The organism is Brevundimonas sp. SPF441, from assembly GCF_009661015.1.
GTDB lineage: Bacteria > Pseudomonadota > Alphaproteobacteria > Caulobacterales > Caulobacteraceae > Brevundimonas > Brevundimonas vesicularis.
On sequence record NZ_WJWX01000001.1, the window covers coordinates 178,907 to 196,465 of the forward strand.

Annotated in this window: 20 protein-coding genes and 1 other RNA gene; 11 read left to right on the plus strand and 10 right to left on the minus strand. The window is 64.6% G+C overall.

Translation table 11 applies throughout. The features are described from left to right. The first annotated feature begins 30 nt into the window (after positions 1–30). The 3 genes from miaA to GGC30_RS00895 all read left to right on the plus strand — a co-directional run bounded on the left by miaA (position 31) and on the right by GGC30_RS00895 (position 1,868). The gene (gene miaA / locus GGC30_RS00885; RefSeq protein ID WP_194943495.1) at positions 31–903 is read left to right on the plus strand and encodes a tRNA (adenosine(37)-N6)-dimethylallyltransferase MiaA; all 873 of its coding nucleotides are present in this window, start codon (positions 31–33) and stop codon (positions 901–903) included. A gap of 10 nt (positions 904–913) precedes the next feature. After that, positions 914–1,283, plus strand: a transfer-messenger RNA (tmRNA) gene (gene ssrA, locus GGC30_RS00890). 111 nt (positions 1,284–1,394) lie between these two features. Further along, on the plus strand, positions 1,395–1,868 hold the full coding sequence (locus GGC30_RS00895) for an SspB family protein (protein WP_153921929.1): 474 nt from the start codon (positions 1,395–1,397) through the stop codon (positions 1,866–1,868). A gap of 6 nt (positions 1,869–1,874) precedes the next feature. Here GGC30_RS00895 and GGC30_RS00900 read toward each other — a convergent pair whose 3' ends face one another. Further along, a complete protein-coding gene (locus tag GGC30_RS00900; RefSeq protein WP_066551435.1) occupies positions 1,875–2,234 on the minus strand; it encodes a RusA family crossover junction endodeoxyribonuclease in 360 nt (119 codons plus the stop codon). A 108-nt stretch (positions 2,235–2,342) separates the two neighbouring features. On the opposite strand from GGC30_RS00900, the gene fumC reads away from it, so the two are divergent. Then, positions 2,343–3,734 (plus strand): class II fumarate hydratase, encoded by a 1,392-nt coding sequence (gene fumC / locus GGC30_RS00905; RefSeq protein ID WP_153921932.1) that lies wholly within the window; start codon positions 2,343–2,345, stop codon positions 3,732–3,734. Positions 3,735–3,797: 63 nt separating this feature from the next. Here fumC and GGC30_RS00910 read toward each other — a convergent pair whose 3' ends face one another. Continuing rightward, positions 3,798–4,184: a YccF domain-containing protein gene (locus GGC30_RS00910; protein WP_055753744.1), complete on the minus strand. Its 387-nt coding sequence runs from the start codon at positions 4,182–4,184 to the stop codon at positions 3,798–3,800. A 96-nt stretch (positions 4,185–4,280) separates the two neighbouring features. Next, complete coding sequence (locus tag GGC30_RS00915; RefSeq protein ID WP_039243689.1) at positions 4,281–4,520, minus strand: DUF2171 domain-containing protein; 240 nt, start codon at positions 4,518–4,520, stop codon at positions 4,281–4,283. A gap of 150 nt (positions 4,521–4,670) precedes the next feature. Between GGC30_RS00915 and GGC30_RS00920 the strand changes: the two genes are divergently transcribed. Both GGC30_RS00920 and GGC30_RS00925 read left to right on the plus strand, forming a co-directional pair. Further along, a complete protein-coding gene (locus tag GGC30_RS00920) occupies positions 4,671–5,930 on the plus strand; it encodes a patatin-like phospholipase family protein (RefSeq protein ID WP_153921935.1) in 1,260 nt (419 codons plus the stop codon). Positions 5,931–5,932: 2 nt separating this feature from the next. After that, positions 5,933–6,121 (plus strand): DUF4169 family protein, encoded by a 189-nt coding sequence (locus GGC30_RS00925; RefSeq protein WP_153921938.1) that lies wholly within the window; start codon positions 5,933–5,935, stop codon positions 6,119–6,121. 4 nt (positions 6,122–6,125) lie between these two features. Here GGC30_RS00925 and GGC30_RS00930 read toward each other — a convergent pair whose 3' ends face one another. Beyond that, entirely contained in the window at positions 6,126–7,010 is an 885-nt protein-coding gene (locus GGC30_RS00930) for a DMT family transporter (protein WP_153921941.1), read from the minus strand. 105 nt (positions 7,011–7,115) lie between these two features. Between GGC30_RS00930 and GGC30_RS00935 the strand changes: the two genes are divergently transcribed. The 5 genes from GGC30_RS00935 to GGC30_RS00960 all read left to right on the plus strand — a co-directional run bounded on the left by GGC30_RS00935 (position 7,116) and on the right by GGC30_RS00960 (position 11,389). Further along, positions 7,116–7,523, plus strand: coding sequence for a YbaY family lipoprotein (locus GGC30_RS00935; RefSeq protein WP_153921944.1), 408 nt, complete (start codon positions 7,116–7,118; stop codon positions 7,521–7,523). Further along, positions 7,520–7,744 carry a ribbon-helix-helix domain-containing protein gene (locus tag GGC30_RS00940; protein WP_066624790.1) on the plus strand — a complete coding sequence of 75 codons (225 nt, stop codon included), beginning with the start codon at positions 7,520–7,522 and terminating at the stop codon, positions 7,742–7,744. Before GGC30_RS00935 ends, GGC30_RS00940 begins: the two co-directional genes overlap by 4 nt. A 24-nt stretch (positions 7,745–7,768) precedes the next feature. Continuing rightward, entirely contained in the window at positions 7,769–8,485 is a 717-nt protein-coding gene (locus tag GGC30_RS00945) for an SIMPL domain-containing protein (RefSeq protein WP_153921947.1), read from the plus strand. Positions 8,486–8,818: 333 nt separating this feature from the next. Continuing rightward, positions 8,819–11,173, plus strand: a complete 2,355-nt coding sequence (locus GGC30_RS00955; RefSeq protein ID WP_370451810.1) for an ATP-dependent helicase — start codon at positions 8,819–8,821, stop codon at positions 11,171–11,173. 33 nt (positions 11,174–11,206) lie between these two features. Then, complete coding sequence (locus GGC30_RS00960; protein ID WP_055753752.1) at positions 11,207–11,389, plus strand: DUF3606 domain-containing protein; 183 nt, start codon at positions 11,207–11,209, stop codon at positions 11,387–11,389. A gap of 61 nt (positions 11,390–11,450) precedes the next feature. On the opposite strand, the gene lpdA is transcribed toward GGC30_RS00960, so the two are convergent. From lpdA to GGC30_RS00990, 6 genes are all read right to left on the minus strand, one after another. Further along, the gene (gene lpdA / locus GGC30_RS00965; RefSeq protein ID WP_153921957.1) at positions 11,451–12,857 is read right to left on the minus strand and encodes a dihydrolipoyl dehydrogenase; all 1,407 of its coding nucleotides are present in this window, start codon (positions 12,855–12,857) and stop codon (positions 11,451–11,453) included. Continuing rightward, positions 12,857–13,336, minus strand: a complete 480-nt coding sequence (locus GGC30_RS00970; protein ID WP_153921960.1) for a glutathione peroxidase — start codon at positions 13,334–13,336, stop codon at positions 12,857–12,859. The genes lpdA and GGC30_RS00970 overlap by 1 nt, the downstream gene beginning before the upstream one ends. Before the next feature lie 15 nt (positions 13,337–13,351). After that, complete coding sequence (locus tag GGC30_RS00975) at positions 13,352–14,650, minus strand: pyruvate dehydrogenase complex dihydrolipoamide acetyltransferase (RefSeq protein ID WP_153921963.1); 1,299 nt, start codon at positions 14,648–14,650, stop codon at positions 13,352–13,354. Next, positions 14,647–16,026 carry a pyruvate dehydrogenase complex E1 component subunit beta gene (locus GGC30_RS00980; RefSeq protein WP_370451811.1) on the minus strand — a complete coding sequence of 460 codons (1,380 nt, stop codon included), beginning with the start codon at positions 16,024–16,026 and terminating at the stop codon, positions 14,647–14,649. Before GGC30_RS00980 ends, GGC30_RS00975 begins: the two co-directional genes overlap by 4 nt. A gap of 3 nt (positions 16,027–16,029) precedes the next feature. Beyond that, positions 16,030–17,058 carry a pyruvate dehydrogenase (acetyl-transferring) E1 component subunit alpha gene (gene pdhA / locus GGC30_RS00985; RefSeq protein WP_153921966.1) on the minus strand — a complete coding sequence of 343 codons (1,029 nt, stop codon included), beginning with the start codon at positions 17,056–17,058 and terminating at the stop codon, positions 16,030–16,032. Positions 17,059–17,192: 134 nt separating this feature from the next. Further along, positions 17,193–17,492: a septum formation initiator family protein gene (locus GGC30_RS00990; RefSeq protein WP_017504845.1), complete on the minus strand. Its 300-nt coding sequence runs from the start codon at positions 17,490–17,492 to the stop codon at positions 17,193–17,195. Positions 17,493–17,559 lie beyond the last annotated feature (67 nt).

The window sequence follows — 17,559 nt, forward strand, 5'->3', positions numbered from 1 at the left end:
CGCCCTCGAACCCGTCCCGCGAGCCACGATTTGTCCCGACCACCCTCAATCACCCTGATCGCTGGCCCCACCGCCTCGGGCAAGTCGGCGCTGGCGCTGAAGATGGCGCGCGAAACGGGCGCGGTGATCATCAATGCCGACAGCCAGCAGCTCTACGCCGACCTGCGTATCCTGACGGCCCGCCCCTCGGCGGAGGATGAAGCTCAGGCCGATCATCGACTTTATGGCGTCGCAGACGCGGCGGACGCCTGGTCCGTCGGACGCTGGAGCCGCGCGGTAATGGCGTTGCTAGACAACCTCCGCGGTCAAGACCGGCCGGCCATTCTGGTGGGGGGGACCGGCCTCTACTTCACCAGTCTGACGCGAGGCTTGGCCGATATTCCCGCGGTGCCGAGCGGGGTGCGCGATCAGATGGATGCCGACTACACGGCGCTCGGCGAGTCAGCTTTTCGCCGGCGCCTGGCCCAGATCGATCTTGAGGCGGCGCAGGCCATCGAACAGGGAGACCGACAGCGACTGGTTCGAGCCATGAGCGTTTTCATCGCCAGCGGCCGCGCGTTAAGCGCCTGGAAGGCCGACACTCAGCCCTTGTTGGCGCCGGGTTCATGGACCGGATGGGTCAGGGAGCCCGAGCGTCAGCAACTCTACGCAAACTGCGACCAGCGCGTGGACCTGATGATCGATCAGGGGGCCACAGGCGAAGTCCAAGCCTTAGTGGACCGCGGCTTAAGCTCCGCCCTGCCCGCCATGAAGGCGGTCGGAGTCAGAGAACTGGCCGCCTACCTGTCCGGCGATCTGGGCCGCGACGACGCGATCGCCGCGCTGAAACAAGCCACCCGCAACTACGCCAAACGTCAGTTGACGTGGTTTCGAAACCAGACGCCCGACTGGCACCGCGCCTGATCGCAATCCGGCGCTTGGAATGCCTCACGGCTGCGCCTATATTCGTTTGGTTCGGTTTCGGCCGGACTATAGCGATAAACGCGCTTGTAATAAGCGGACCGGACCCGGGTGCGATTCCCGGCGGCTCCACCAACTTTCTCCCCGCGTTATCGGCGGAGGCAGCATGGGGCCGACTAGCATCGACGGACGTGTAAAGAGGATTGCTTTCGCTCGTCCTGGCCCACCGTATCGGGCCATTTTCTAACTGCGAACGATAACTTCGCTGGAGAAGTCGCTCTCGCCGCGTAATGCGGTTCGAGTGATTTCGAATCTTAAGTCCTAGGGGTTCAGATCCCTGGGCGGGGCCCGTCGGGGGGCCTGGCAACAGAACCCCCGGCACTTTCCAAAAGATGATCGGGAGCCTGGCGCCAGAATCCCGGCGCTTTACCTTCATGACACCTTTCGCCTACGGCCCTGCGCCGCTATCAGTCGCGCTCTGATGTGAGGTGACGATGAGCGACCAGGCCCCTCCGGTCGATGAGATGCGGTACGAACAGCTGGCGCAGGAAGCCCTGCGCGGCGTCATGCGCGCCGCGCTGGAACGCGTGCTGGCCGAGGGCCTGCCGGGCGCCCACCACTTCTACATCACCTTCAAGACGCGCGCCGTTGGCGTCAGCGTGGCCCCCGACATTCTGGCGAAATATCCGGAAGATATGACGGTCGTTCTGCAGCACCAGTACGACGATCTGCGCGTGGAGCCTGAGCGTTTCTCGGTCAAGCTGCGCTTCGGCGGCATGCCCAAGAGCCTGGTCATCCCCTATTCCGCGATCACGCGCTTCTACGATCCCAGCGTCCAATTCCTGCTGCAGTTCGAAGACCCGCAGCTTCTGGACGAGGTCGAAGACGAGCCGACCCCGCCCCAGGACATGCCGCCGATTTCGGACGGCCCCAAGGTCGTTTCGCTGGACCAGTTCCGCAAGAAATAGCCGCCGTCAGTCCTTGCGTGGATAGGAGCGGATCAGGATCCGCTCTCTTTCGCCTTCGCGTCTTTCGACCAGCAGCCGCGCGACCTGAGCGTCGTCGTGGAACAGATAGCCCTTGATGGAGTCGAGCAAGGCCTTGGCCAGATTGTCGAGGTCCATCCAGGGCGGTTCGCCGACATGCTCCATGCGGATTTCTACGACATGGTCGCCCCATGATGGTCTGGCTCCGCGCCATTCCTTGCGCATGAACTCATAGACCAGCGGCTTGTAATATTTGGCCTGGGTCGTCAGGCCGTCGATGACGATCTCGACCGCATCGCCATCCTCGCGCGCCCTGACCTTGCCGGTCCCGATCCAGCCGGCGGTCATGCGACGATTGCCGGTGTGAGGATATCCGCGCTCTTCTTGCCCTGCATGGCTCTCGTGCTACACCGCCGCGCAACCCATCGCCACGCCTGAGAGACGAGATTTACGCGCATGAGCAACGTCCGCACAGAGACCGACACCTTCGGCCCGATCGAAGTCGCCGCCGATCGCTACTGGGGCGCTCAGGCGCAGCGGTCGCTGGGCAACTTCAAGATCGGTTGGGAAAAGCAGCCCCTGCCGGTCGTGCGCGCCCTGGGCATCGTCAAGCGTGCGGCCGCCGAGACCAATCGTGACCTGGGTAAGCTGGACCCAGCCCTAGCCGACGCCATCATCAAGGCCGCCAATGAGGTTATCGAAGGCAAGCTGAACGACCATTTCCCGCTGGTGGTCTGGCAGACAGGCTCGGGCACCCAGTCGAACATGAACGCCAATGAGGTGATCTCGAACCGCGCGATCGAGATTCTGGGCGGCGAGATGGGCTCCAAGAAGCCGGTCCATCCCAACGACCACGTCAATATGAGCCAGTCGTCCAACGACACCTATCCCACGGCCATGCACGTCGCCTGCGCTGAACAGGTGGTCAACGACCTGATCCCGGCTCTGAAACATCTGCACGCCGCCCTGTACGCCAAGGCCAAGGCCTGGGGCCACATCATCAAGATCGGCCGCACCCATACCCAGGACGCCACGCCTCTGACGCTGGGCCAGGAGTTCGGCGGCTATGCGCAACAGGTCGAGAACGGCATCAAGCGCATCGAACAGACGCTGCCGGCCATGATGGAACTGGCGCAGGGCGGCACCGCCGTCGGCACCGGTCTGAACGCGCCCATCGGCTTCGCCGAGAAGGTTGCGGCCCAGATCGCCGAGATCACCGGCCTGCCCTTCACCACGGCCCCGAACAAGTTCGAGGCCCTGGCCGCCCACGACGCCATGGTCTTCAGCCACGGAGCCATCAACACAGTCGCCGCCAGCCTGTTCAAGATCGCCAACGACATCCGCTTCCTGGGTTCCGGCCCGCGTTCGGGTCTGGGCGAACTGGCGCTGCCGGAAAACGAGCCGGGCTCGTCGATCATGCCGGGCAAGGTCAATCCGACGCAATGCGAAGCCCTGACCCAGGTCTGCGTCCAGGTGTTCGGCAACAACGCCGCCCTCACCTTCGCCGGGTCGCAAGGCCATTTCGAGCTGAACGTCTACAACCCCGTGATGGCCTACAACTTCCTGCAGTCGGTGCGCTTGGTCGCCGACGCGGCGATCAGCTTCACTGACAACTGCGTGGTCGGCATCGAGGCGCGCGAGGACAATATTGCGCGCGGCCTGAACAACTCGCTGATGCTGGTCACCGCTCTGAACGGCAAGCTGGGCTATGATCTGTGCGCCAAGATCGCCAAGACCGCGCACAAGAACGGCACCACGCTGCGCGAGGAGGCCGTCGGCGGCGGCTATCTGACGGACGCGGAGTTCGATGAAGCCGTGCGGCCGGAGAAGATGATCTCGCCGGGCTGATCCCACCCAAGGACGAGATTTTTGAAACGCCGACGTCGTCTGACGTCGGCGTTTTCGTTTGGGTCAGGTCTTGTCGCGGATGGTGCGTCCGACCGGCGCCAGCGCCAGCTTGGCCAACTCAAGATCCTTCAGCGCGAACGGAATGCCGATGATGGAGACGAACTCCGCCACGGCGATGATCAAATGCGTCAGGGCGATGTACCAGCCGGCCACGACGAACCAGACGACGTTCAACACGACGCCGACACAGCCTGCGACGGGATGCGTGTCCTGCCACACGATCTCGCGGCCGAAGGGACAGAACGAATAGCTGGCGATGCGCCACGCCGCGAACGTCCACGGCAGGCCGACGACGGTCAGCGCAAGGATCGCGCCGCCCAGCAGCCACAGAAGGCCGGAAATCCAGCCGCCGAAGATGAGCCAGAGGATATTCAGGATCAGGCGCATCAAGACAGGCTCCACTGTCGCCCAATGCGACATATCGCAGATAAGCAAAAGGCCCCGCTTGTGCAGCGGGGCCTTCATTAAATCGGCGTCAGATCGGCCTTAGTGAGGCTTCTCGGTCCAGCGCGCCTTGGCGTCGTCTTGGGTCAGGCTCAGATGGACGTGCTTGTCATCGACCCGTTCTACCCAGCTGACCGGGATCATGTGGTGCTTGAAGCCGCCGGCGAAATCCAGCTTCGCCAGTTCGATCTGGTCGCCCAGGACGTGATCGACCCGGCCCACGTGACCGCCGTCCGAGCCTACGACTTCGAGGTGTTCCTTAATGAGCGAAACGTCAACCATGTGTATCTCCAGCAGTTTGGTTTGTCCTGCCGATGAGAACACACCCGGCCTGCGACGGTTTCAAACGGCGACGCTTGTTCATCGCCTTGATGACAGGATTGGCAAGGACGCGGTAGAAGCCGGCGTTCACACGGAACCGGAACTCAAGATATGCGGCGGATTGGATCAGGCCTGTTCGGCGTCCTCATGGCCCTGGCCTTGTCGGCGTGTGGAACGCTGGATCGCCCGACCGGCCCCCTCCGCATCACCGACGGCACGCTCGTCAAGGCGGAAGACCCTCGCATCCGAGCCAGCGACAGCGCGCGCCTGCAGGCCTTCACCCAGGAAATCGGTCAGCGACTTCGGCCCGAGAAACCGACGTCGATCTTGGCGCTGTCTGGCGGCGGCGCAAACGGGGCCTACGGCGCCGGGCTTCTGGTAGGTTGGACCGAACAGGGCGATCGCCCCGCGTTCGATGTCGTCACCGGCGTCAGCACGGGGGCGCTTGCCGCTCCGTTCGCCTTTCTTGGATCGGATTGGGACGACGAACTTCAGCACGCCTATACCAGCGGCGCCGCCAGCAATTTGCTGAGCTGGCGCAGTTTCGCCGCCTTCCTGAACCCGAGCCTGTTCTCGTCACAGGTCCTGCGCAATCTGGTGGACGAGAACGTCACCCCTGAACTGATGCAGGCCGTCGCGCGCGAGCACGCCAAGGGCCGACGCCTGCTGGTGGCGACTACCGATCTGGACAGCGAGGAAACCGTCATCTGGGACATGGGTCTTTTGGCGACCCAGGGCGACGAGAACGCCCGCGAGCTGTTCAAAGAGGTGCTGGTCGCCTCAGCCAGCATTCCCGGCGTCTTTCCCCCGGTTTTGATCGCCGGGCTTCAGGACGACGACAAGGTGGTTCTGGAAATGCACGTCGACGGCGGCGTCAACACGCCGTTCCTAGCCATTCCTGAAGACCTGATGCTCTGGACCCGCCCAAAGGACGAAGGCCGCGTCGGCGCCCTCTATGTCATCGTCAACGGCCAGGTCGGCCGCAACGACGGCGTCACGCCCGGCCGCCTGTCGGGGATCCTGGCGCGGACCTATGACAGCATGAGCAAGTCGTCGCTGCGCATCCATTTGGCGGTGACGGCGGCGTTCGCGCGGCGCAATGGGCTGGACATGGCGCTGTCGGCCATTCCAGACAATGTCGCCGCCTCCAGCCTGAAGTTCGATCAGGAGACCATGACGGCCATGTTCGAACTGGGGCGTCAGCGCGGACGCGGCGCCGATGCCTGGACCCGGCTGGGCGAGCGCCCGGCGGACCAGCCCTTCATCCCCCAGACGACGATCTCGGAGTCTCAGGTGCCGGCTGTGCTGGCGCCCGAGCCCTCGGCCAAGCCGCCGGCCGATGCGCCCCCCGCCGAAAAGCCCAAGGCGTAGTCATGGGCGAGATCATCAATCTAAACCGAGCGCGAAAGACCCGCGCCAAGGCCGAAGACAAGGCATTGGCCGCCGCCAACCGCTTGGCCCATGGACGCTCCAAGGCCGAGAAGACCCTGTCCGCTCTTGAGCGTCAGCGCGCCCAGAAGCAGCTGGACGGTCAGAAGCTGGAGCCAAAATCCGACGGCTGACGGCTCAGGCCTTGGGCGCGCGGATCAGCATGACCTGCCCCGCCATCACAAGCGCCAGTCCGATCAGGGCGCTCCAGCCGAAACGCGCGCCCTCGAACAGCACCGACACCAGCATGGCGATGGGCGGCGTCAGAGCCGAGATGTAGCTGGCCAGGGCATAGCCGCGTTGGCGCGCGATGGTGAAGTACAAGCCGAACGCGATCACCGACCCGAACAGCGAGAGGTAAAGCAGCGACAGGACATAGTCCGGCGTCGGCTCGATCCGCCACGTCACGCCGGTCGCCATGCCGTACAGCGCCAACATGGCTGTGCCATAAGCCATCGCCCAGGACGTGGCGGCCATAACGGGCGCGCCCGCCTGCTGTCCCTTCCAAGCGAACCAGTTGCCGAGCGCCGAAGCCAGTACAGCGGTTAGCGCGAAGAGGACGCCCAGCCCCGGATTGAGCCCAGCGCCGGCCGCCGTGACCTGGCCGTAGGACAAGACCCCGACGCCCATGACGCCCAGTATTGCGCCGATCCACGCCGCTGGCGCCGCCTTCTGTCCGCCCAGCAGCCGAAACAGGATCAGGTTCACAAAGGCCAGGGCGGCGAAGATCACCGCGACCACAGCCGACGCCACCTGCCCTTCCGCGGCATAGACGAAGCCATAGCTGACCGCGAAGACGAAGGCGCCCTGGCCGATGGCGGCCAGATGCTGGCTGCGCGTCAGACGCAGCGGCCGGCGCGTCACGGCGCAGAAGGCGAACAGGACCGCCGACGCCAGACCAAACCGCCAGACGATGGAGACGATGGAATCAACCGGCCCCAACTGCAGGGTGATCGCGTACCAGGTCGTGCCCCAGATCAGGGCGCAGATGGCGATCGCAGCGATCGCAAAGGGGCGGCTCAAAGGTTGATCTCCGACGGTGGACGGCCCGCATAACACGCCCTACGCCACGCGCCCTCACGTCTTTCGCCTGAGTGTGACACACTGGGCGCCTCGAAGGAGATCGCCATGCGAAACGCCCCTCTGATCCTGCCCGCCGCTCTGGTCTTGGCTGCCTGCGCCGCCACGCCGGACATGACGACCGGAACGACGGTCGTAAACGTGACCGCCACCTATCGCGAACGGATCATGCTGCCGCCCGGCCATGTCCTGACCGTCAGGGTTGAGGATGTCAGTCTGGCCGACGCGCCCGCCAAGGTTCTCGCCGAAACACGAGAGCCGCTGACCGGCGCCCCGCCCTATCGCGTCACCCTTGGCTTTCCCACGTCTCAGATCGATCCGCGCCACACCTATGCCGCGCGCGCCGAGATCCGCGACGCGGCCGGCGCCCTGGTCTTCGTCACAGACACCCACCACGCGATCCTGACGAACGGCGCCCCCGCCTCGGCCGAGATCGTGCTAAAGTCCGCGCGTTGAGCAGCCTCAGCAAACGTTCGGTCGCCCTCGCCGGCCATGCCACGTCGGTGGCGTTGGAGCCGGAGTTCTGGGCCGTGCTGGATCGGATCGCGGCTGCCCGAAGCCTCAGCAAGGCTCAGCTTCTGGCCGAAATCGACGCCGGTCGCGGCCGACGCCCCCTCGCCTCCGCCTGTCGCCTGCTGGCGCTGGACTGGGTGGCGGATCATGGAAGACCGGCGTAGCTTCGATCCAACGGAAACCTGACCATGTCCGACAATCGTCTGCTTCCAGCCGCCGTGGTCGGCGGTCTTCTGGCTGTCGGCTTCATCGGCGCCGGCGCCCTGATCGGTCAGGGCGTCATTCACGCGCGCGCTGGCGACCGCACCGTGACGGTGCGCGGCCTGTCCGAACGCAATGTAAAAGCGGACCTTGCCGTCCTGCCGCTACGCTTCACGGCCTCGGGCGATGTCCTTTCGGAAGTTCAAACCAAGATCGACGGCGATCTGGCGCTGGTCCGCCGATTCCTGACCGTCCAGGGCTACCCTGCCCAAGCCATCGAGCTAGGCCGGCTGGAGGTGGCCGACACACGGTCGCGAGAATACGCCGCCCAGAACGGTGGTCCACGCTTCATCCTGGCTCAGACGATGATCGTTCGAACCAACGATGTGGCCCGGGTTCAGGCCACGCGACTGCTCAACGACCTGGTGCGTCAGGATGTGGTGCTGCAGGACTTCCAGGGTCCGTCCTACATCTTCACCAAGTTGAACGACGTGCGCCCGCAGATGATCGCCGAGGGTACAGCGGCGGCGCGCACCGGCGCGGAACAGTTCGCCAAGGACAGCGGAACGCCCTTGGGCCCGATCCGTCAGGCCACCCAGCGCTCGTTCGAAATCCTGCCGCGCGATGGCGCAGCCGGCGACGAAGCCGCCTCCATCGACAAGAAGATCCGGGTCGTTACGACCATCACCTATAGTCTGAAGTAGTCTCGGGCGGTCCGGCGTCGGAGGATTGCGCTTGCCCGATGAAATTGACGTCGGCCTGCGGATCTTGACCCATCTCGACCAACACGACCCAGACGGCCAGGATCACGAACATTCCGACCATGCCCAAAACGAAGGCCCACCACCCGGCCTTCTTGCCGCGTGGTTTGCGATGTAACGCCGCGTCTCCTTTGTCAGTGTTCTGCTGCATCGCACCTAGGAACCGGCCGTCGATCCGCCGGGTTCCGAGGTTTCATTGTGGCGGCGGCCCTGACATTGCCGCGCGGTCCCCTTATGTTCCGGTTTCGAATCTGACTGACGGATGTTTCTGCGCCTGTGACCGACCTTCCCGCCCCCCGTATTTCCGACTTGGCGCGAGCCCGCGCGCCCGAGGGCGAGGCGTCGAACGACTATCTGAAAGGGCTGAACCCGGAGCAGCGCGAGGCGGTCGAGACGACCGAGGGCCCGGTTCTGGTGCTGGCGGGCGCCGGCACGGGCAAGACGCGCGTGCTGACGACACGGCTGGCGCACATTCTGGCGACGGGCCGGGCGAAGCCGTGGGAGCTGCTGGCCGTCACCTTCACCAACAAGGCTGCGCGCGAAATGCGCGAACGGATCACCCATCTGATCGGCCCGTCCGCCGAAGGGCTGCGCTGGCTGGGCACCTTCCACTCCATCGCCGCCCAGATCTTGCGTCGCCACGCCGAACTTGTTGGCCTGAAATCCAGCTTCACCATCCTGGACACCGACGACCAGGAACGAGTTCTGAAACAGCTGCTGGAAGCCGCCAACATCGACACCAAACGCTGGACGCCCAAGTCGCTGTCTGGCCTGATCGACCACTGGAAGAACCGCGGCTGGACGCCGGACAAGCTGCCGCCCGGCGAGGACTTCGCCAACGGCAAGGGTCAGGGTCTGTACGCCGCCTATCAGGCGCGTTTGCGCAGCCTGAACGCCTGCGACTTCGGCGATCTGCTGCTGCACAACATCACCATCCTGTCGCAGCATGCGGACCTGGCTGAGGAATATCGCCGTCGGTTCCGATACATCCTGGTGGACGAATATCAGGACACCAACGTCGCCCAGTATCTGTGGCTTCGGCTGCTGACGGCCTCCACCGGCAACGTCTGCTGCGTCGGCGACGATGATCAGTCGATCTATGGCTGGCGCGGGGCCGAGGTGGACAACATCCTGCGGTTCGAGCGGGACTTTCCCGGCGCCAAGATCGTCAAGCTGGAGCGGAACTATCGCTCGACCAGCCATATCCTGGGCGCGGCCTCGGGTCTGATCGCCGCCAATCGCGACCGGCTTGGCAAGACCCTGTGGACCGAGGACGACAGCGGCGACAAGGTGCGCGTACGCGGCGTCTGGGACGGCGAGGCCGAGGCCCGGCTGATCGCCGACGAGATCGAGACCGCGCGGCGTCCCCACGCCGGCGAACCCGGCCTGAAATACAAGGACATGGCCATTCTGGTCCGCGCCTCGTTCCAGATGCGCGCCTTCGAGGAACGGCTGGTCATGCTGGCCATCCCCTACACTGTCATCGGCGGGCCGCGCTTCTTCGAGCGCGCCGAGATCCGCGACGCCCACGCCTATCTGCGCCTGATCCTGTCTGAAGACGATGACCTCGCCTTCGAGCGGATCGTCAATGTGCCCAAGCGCGGCATCGGCGACACCAGCGTGCAGAAAATCCTGCAACTGGCCCGCCAGCACGATCTGTCGGCCCTCACGGCCGTGCGGGGGCTGATCAATACCGACGAGCTTCAGGCCCGCACCCGCACCGCCCTGTCCAACTTCGTGCGCGACATCGACCGCTGGCGCCAACTGTCCGAGACCACGCCCCACTGGCAGGTCATGGAAACGGTGCTGGAGGAGAGCGGCTATACCGACATGCAAAAGGCCGACCGCACCAGCGGCCAGACCCGCCTGGAGAACCTGAAGGAACTGACCCAGTCGATGCAGCAGTTCGAGACGCTGCAGGCCTATCTGGAGCACGTCTCTCTGGTGATGGATCTGGAGCGCGCGACCAGCGACGATCCCAACGGCGATGGGGCGGTGCAGATCATGACCCTGCACGGCGCCAAGGGGCTGGAGTTCCCGCTGGTCTTCCTGCCCGGCTGGGAAGAAGGCGTCTTCCCCAGCCAGCGCAGCATCGACGAAAAGGGCGAAAAGGGCCTCGCGGAAGAACGCCGCCTGGCCTATGTCGGGGTCACCCGCGCCAAGCAGGACGCCCGCATCTCCTTCGCCGCCAACCGGCTGGTCTATGGCCGCTGGACCTCCCAACTGCCCAGCCGCTTCGTCGACGAACTGCCTATTGCCCACGTCGATCCCCAATCCGACACCGGCTATTACGGCGCTTCGACCGGCATGAAGGAGGCAAAAAGCCGCTGGGACGACGCGCCATCTTTCGGCAGCGGTTATTCCTCCCCCGGCTGGAAACGCGCCCAATCCTTCACCGCCGCCCAGACCCCAGCCAAGATCCCGGCGCGCAAGGCCGTCATCGAAGGCGACGGCCGACTGATCGCCACCGCCGACCCCAAATCCAGCTCAGGCTGGAAAAAGGGCGAACGCGTCTTTCACCAGAAGTTCGGGTACGGAAACGTGCGCGTCATCGAAGGCAACAAACTGCTGGTCGAGTTCGAAAAGGCCGGGGAGAAGCGCGTGATCGACAGCTTTGTCGAGAAGGCTTAACCCGGCGCTCTAACGCAACGAATGGAGCCAAAGATGGCGGGCCTCAAGGACAAGCGCGGCTTCATCGACAAGGATCGCATTGATCTGTCGGAACGTCAGTCGGTCGAATACTGGATGAAACGCTGGGGCGTAACCAAGGACCAGATCACCGCCGCCCACCGCAAGGTTGGGCGCATGACCAAGGATATCGCGGCGGAATTGGGCAAGAAGCGCTGACGCCGCCTGCCTGAAACGAGAAACGGCCCCGGAGCACTCCGGGGCCGTTTCGGTCTCTGGCTTAGATGTGGATCACACGCCCATAGGCGTCCAGCGCCGCTTCGTGCATGGCCTCCGACATCGTCGGGTGCGGATAGACGATCCCGTGGATGTCTTCTTCCGTGGCCTCCATCGTGATGGCGGTGACATAGCCCTGGATCATTTCGGTGACCTCGTGGCCGATCATGTGGGCGCCGATCAGGGCGCCGGTCTTGGCGTCGAAGATCACCTTGACGAAACCGTCGGTGTCGCCCGAGGCGATCGCCTTGCCGTTCACGCGGAACGGGAAGCGGCCGATTTTCACGTCGCGCTTCTCGGCGCGCGCAGCCTGTTCGGTGACGCCGACCGAGGCCACCTGCGGCTGGGCATAGGTGCAGCCGGCGATGGGCGAATGGACGTTGGGGGTCTTGTAGCCGGCGATGTGTTCGGCGGCGTGGATGCCTTCGTGCGACGCCTTGTGCGCCAGCCAGGGCGCGCCGGCGCAGTCGCCGATGGCGTACAGGCCCTTGACGTTGGTCTGGCAGTGGCCGTCGATCTTGACGTGGCCGCGGTCCATTTCCAGACCCAGTTCTTCCAGGCCGATGCCGTCGGTGTTCGCGGTGATGCCCACGGCGGAGATGCAGACCTCGGCCTCCAAGGTCTCGGCCTTGCCGCCGATCTCCACGGCGACCTTCACGCCCTTGGCGTCCTTGCTGACCTTGGTGACCTTGGCGCCCAGCTTGAACTTCATGCCGCGCTTTTCGAACGACTTCTGAGCCGCCTTGGAGACCTCTTCGTCCTCGACCGGCATGATGCGATCCACGGCTTCGACCACGGTCACGTCACAGCCTAGGGCGCGATAGAAGCTGCCGAACTCGATCCCGATGGCTCCCGAACCGATCACGACAATCGACTTGGGCATGAATTTCGGCGCCATGGCCTCGCGATAGGCCCAGATGCGATCGCCGTCGGCTTCCAGCCCGATCTGCGGCAGAGCGCGCGCACGGGCGCCGACAGCCAGCATCACAAACTTGGCCTCCAAGGCGCGCGAACCGCCCGCTTTCAGAGCGACGACGACCTTGGGCGCGGCGGCGCCCTTTTCCAGCTTGGCCGAACCCTCAATCACCTCGATCTTGTTCTTCTTCATCAGGAAGCCGACGCCCTGATTCAGCTGTTTGGCCACGCCGCGCGAGCGCTGGATGATGGCGTCGAAGTCGAACGACGCGCCGGACGCCGACAGGCCGTACTCCTTCAGGTGGCTCAGGCTCTCGAACTTCTCGCCCGACTTCAGCAGAGCCTTGGTGGGGATGCAGCCCCAGTTCAGGCAGATGCCGCCCAGGTTCTCGCGCTCCACGATGGCGACCTTCAGGCCCAACTGGCTGGCGCGAATGGCCGCGACATAACCGCCGGGGCCCGAGCCGATGACGACGAGATCGAATTCAGCAGCCATTAGATCAACTTCTCGATGTCGGCCTTGATGGCCTCGGGTTCAGTCTGCGGGGCGTAGCGGGCGACCACCCTGCCCTCGCGGTCGGTCAGGAACTTGGTGAAATTCCACTTGATGGCTTTGGAGCCCAGGAAGCCGCGCTTCTGTTCGGTCAGCCAGTCATAAAGCGGATGTCGGTTCGGTCCGTTGACCTCCACCTTGTCGAACAGGGGAAAGGTCACTTCGAAACTGGCGGCGCAGAAGGCGGCGATTTCCGCCGCCTTGCCCGGCTCCTGCTCGCCGAACTGGTTGCAGGGAAAGCCCAACACCTCGAACGGCTGATCGGCGAACGCCCGGTGCAGCTTTTCCAGACCGTCGTATTGGCCGGTGAAGCCGCACCTGGACGCCGTATTGACGATCAGCAACGCCTGACCGCGAAAGCGATCGAGCGAAACGTCCGTGCCGTCGATGGCGCGGGCGGAGAAGTCATAGACCGAGGTCATGACCTCACCCTCCCCTTAGGCCAGCATCGCGACGGGATCTTCGATCAGCGGCTTGAACGCTTGCAGGAAGCGGGCGCCGGTCGCCCCGTCCACAACGCGGTGATCGCACGTCAGCGTCACGGTCATGACGGTGGCCGGCACGACCTGGCCGTTCTTGACGACCGCGCGCTGTTCGCCCGCGCCCACGCTCATGATGCAGCCCTGCGGCTCATTGATGATCGAGGTGAACTGCTTGATGCCGAACATCCCCAGGTTGGACACCGAGAAGGTGCCGCCCTGGAACTCTTCGGGCTTCAGCTTGCGGTCGCGGGCGCGCTTGGCCAGATCCTTGGACTCGGTCGCGATCTGCGCCAGACCCTTGGTTTCGGCCTTTTTGATGATCGGGGTGATGAGGCCGCCCTCGATCGCCACCGCCATGGAGACATCGGCGTTATGGTGCATGGCGATGCCTTCGGGCGTGTAGGAGGCGTTGGCCTCCGGCACCATCTTCAGGGCCAGGGCGGCGGCCTTGATGACGAAGTCGTTGACCGAGACCTTGATCCCTTGCGGCTCCAGCATCTTGTTGACCTTGGCGCGCACGGCCATCAGCTGGTCGATCTCACAGTCGATAAACAGCGGGAAGTGCGGCACGTTCTGGACGCTGTCGACCATGCGACGCGCCACCGCCTTCTTCATGCCGTCCAGCGGGATCAGGTCGTAGCTGCCGTCCGGAATGCCCATCTGCGCCAGCGACTGCGCCTTGCGCGGCTCGGCTGCAGTCGCGGCGGGCGACGCGGATGCGGTCGCCGGTTGGGCCGACGCCTTGCCGGCAGCCTCGACGTCGCGCTTGACGATGCGACCATGCGGACCGGTGCCCTTGATCGACTTCAGATCGACGCCGTTCTGGGAGGCGATACGTCGAGCGAGCGGCGACGAGAAGATGCGATCTCCGCCGTCCGACTTCAGCGCGGCGGGCGCCGGAGCGGCGATGGTAGCTGTTTTGGGCGCCTCGGCAGCCGCCGGAGCGGCCTCGGCCTTCGGCGCCTCTTCCGTCTTTGCGGCGGGTTTTTCGGCCGGCTTGGATGAGGCCGCGCCGCCCTCGTCCTTCAGGCGAGCGATCGGCGTATTGACCTTCACGCCTTCCGTGCCTTCAGCGACCAGGATGTCGGTGACTTCGCCCTCGTCCACGGCCTCGACTTCCATCGTGGCCTTGTCGGTTTCGATCTCGGCGATCACGTCGCCGGCGGAGACGACGTCCCCGACCTTCACGTGCCACTTGGCCAGAACGCCCTCCTCCATCGTCGGAGACAGGGCCGGCATCAGGATGTCGGTCATGCCATCACCTGTTTCACGGCGGCGATGATCTTGTCCACGCCCGGCAACGACAGCACTTCCAGATTGGCGGCGTAGGGCAGCGGCACGTCTTCCTGGTGCACGCGCAGCGGCGGAGCATCCAGATAGTCAAAAGCATGTTCGATGACGCGAGCGACGACCTCGGCGCCGACGCCCATCGGACCCCAGCCCTCTTCGGCAGAGACCAGGCGGTTCGTCTTCTTGACGCTCTCGACGATGGTCTCGTGATCCAAGGGGCGCAGAGTGCGCAAATCGATCACCTCAGCCTCGATGCCCTCTTCGGCCAGCTTCTCGGCGGCCTGCAGGGCGAAGCCGACCATGCGGCTGTGGGCGGTGATGGTGACGTCCTTGCCTTCGCGACGGACCTTGGCCTTGCCGATCGGCAGGACATAGTCCTCGACCTCCGGCACGTCGAACTCCAGGCCGTACATCATCTCGTGTTCGAGGAAGACGACCGGGTTCGGGTCACGGATGGCGGCTTTCAGCAGCCCCTTGGCGTCGGCCGCGTCATAGGGCGCGATGACCTTCAGACCCGGCACCTGAGCGTACCAGGCCGAGTAGTCCTGGCTGTGCTGGGCGCCGACGCGTGAAGCCGCGCCGTTCGGGCCGCGGAACACGATTGGCGCGCGGATCTGACCGCCCGACATATAGAGCGTCTTGGCGGCCGAGTTGATGATGTGGTCGATCGCCTGCATGGCGAAGTTGAACGTCATGAACTCGACGATCGGCTTCAGACCCGACATGGCCGCGCCGACGCCCAGGCCGGCGAAGCCGTGCTCGGTGATCGGGGTGTCCACGACGCGCTGGTCGCCGAACTCCTGCAGCAGGTCCCGGCTGACCTTGTAGGCACCCTGGTACTGGGCGACTTCCTCGCCGATCAGGAAGACGCGGTCATCGCGACGCATCTCTTCGGCCATGGCGTCACGCAGGGCGTCGCGCACGGTCGTCTTGACCAGTTTGGCGTCAGCCGGGATTTCCGGGTCCCGCAGTTCGACCTTGGGCGTCGCCGTCTGAGCCGCGGCCTTTTCCGGATCGCCGGTCTTGCCCTCGGCCGCAGCCTTGAGCGTCTCGGCTTCGCCTTTTGCGGATTCAGCCTTGGGCGCAGGCGCCGCTGCGCCGTCTTCGCCGGCCAGACGCGCGATCGGCGTGTTGACCTTCACGTTCTCGGAGCCTTCGGCGACCAGGATTTCCAGCACTTCGCCTTCATCCACGGCCTCGACTTCCATCGTCGCCTTATCGGTTTCGATCTCGGCGATCACCTGGCCGGCCGACACGGTGTCGCCCGCCTTGATATGCCATTTGGTCAGCGTGCCCTCTTCCATCGTGGGGGACAGCGCCGGCATCAGAATGTCGGTCACGGATCAGGCCTCCACGTAGACGTCGGTATAGAGCTCGGACGGATCGGGTTCCGGGCTCTCTTGGGCGAATTGAACAGCTTCGGCGACGATCGCCTTGATCTCGTTGTCGATGGCCTTGAGCTCGTCCTCGGTCGCATTGGCGGCCGACAGCAGCGTCTTCAGGTGATCGATCGGGTCGCGGGTCTTCTTGACCTCGTCGACCTCTTCCTTGGTCCGGTACTTGGCCGGGTCGGACATCGAGTGACCGCGATAGCGATAGGTCTTCACCTCCAGAATGAAGGGACCGCCGCCTTCGCGGGCGCGCTTCACCGCACGGGCCGTCGCGTCGCGCACGGCCAGCACGTCCATGCCGTCGACCTGCTCGCCCGGAATGCCGAAGCTGGCGCCGCGCTGATACAGTTCGGTCGTCGAGGACGAGCGCTCGATGCTCGTGCCCATGGCGTACTGGTTGTTCTCGATGATGTAGATGGCCGGCAGCTTCCACAGCTGCGCCATGTTGAAGCTCTCGTACACCTGCCCCTGGTTCGAGGCGCCGTCGCCGAAATAGACGAACGCCACCGAATCGTCGCCGCGATACTTGCCTGCGAAGGCCAGACCGGTGCCCAGCGCCACTTGGGCGCCGACGATGCCGTGACCGCCATAGAAGCCGGTCGGCACGTCGAACATGTGCATCGATCCGCCCTTGCCCTTTGACGAACCGCCGCTGCGGCCGGTCAGCTCGGCCATGACTTCCTTGGGATCCATGCCGGCGGCCAGCATATGGCCGTGGTCGCGATATCCGGTGATGATCTTATCGTGGCCCTGTTTGACGTTCTCCTGAACGCCGACCGCCACGGCCTCTTGGCCGATATACAGGTGGCAGAAGCCGCCGATCAGACCCATGCCGTAGAGCTGGCCCGCACGCTCTTCGAAGCGGCGGATCAGAACCATCTCGCGATAGAAGCGCAGAAGGTCTTCCTTGGACGCCGTCGGCGTGTTGGGCAGTTTATCAGGCGTGGTCGTCTGAGCGGATTTGGCTGGGGCTTTCGCCATCCGGTATCTCCCGGCTAGGCGCCGAGAACCGACGCCTTCTTATCGTTACGGAAAGGGGCTTTAGCAGCCTTCCTTCCGGTAACGCAAAGGGGTGCGGGTCGCCCTGTAACAATAGTTCAAGTGATGAAGGTCGCTCAGCCTTGGGCGGCCGGGGCCGAGACGCGGATCACATAGTCGCGCGGATCGGAGAAGCCGAGCACGGCGCGCGCGCGCTCTTCCAGAAGGTCGCGAGACAGGCTGTCTGTGCGCAGGTAGCGGACCCGTGTCTCAAGGTCGCGGCGCTGCTCGGTCAGATGCGCCAGTTGGTCCTCGCGCTGACCCAGCAGGGCGTCGCGAGACGATCCGCTCAACAGTCCGCGCTCGCCCGTCAGCGCCTGCACCCCGAGATAGGCCAGAAGCAGCAACAGGGCGAGGGACAGGCGGTAAGGTTTCATCCGTTCGGGCACTTGAGACGCTCCTTCTGAGCGCGAAAACACAGTTCAGAAACCGTGCCCGAAAATG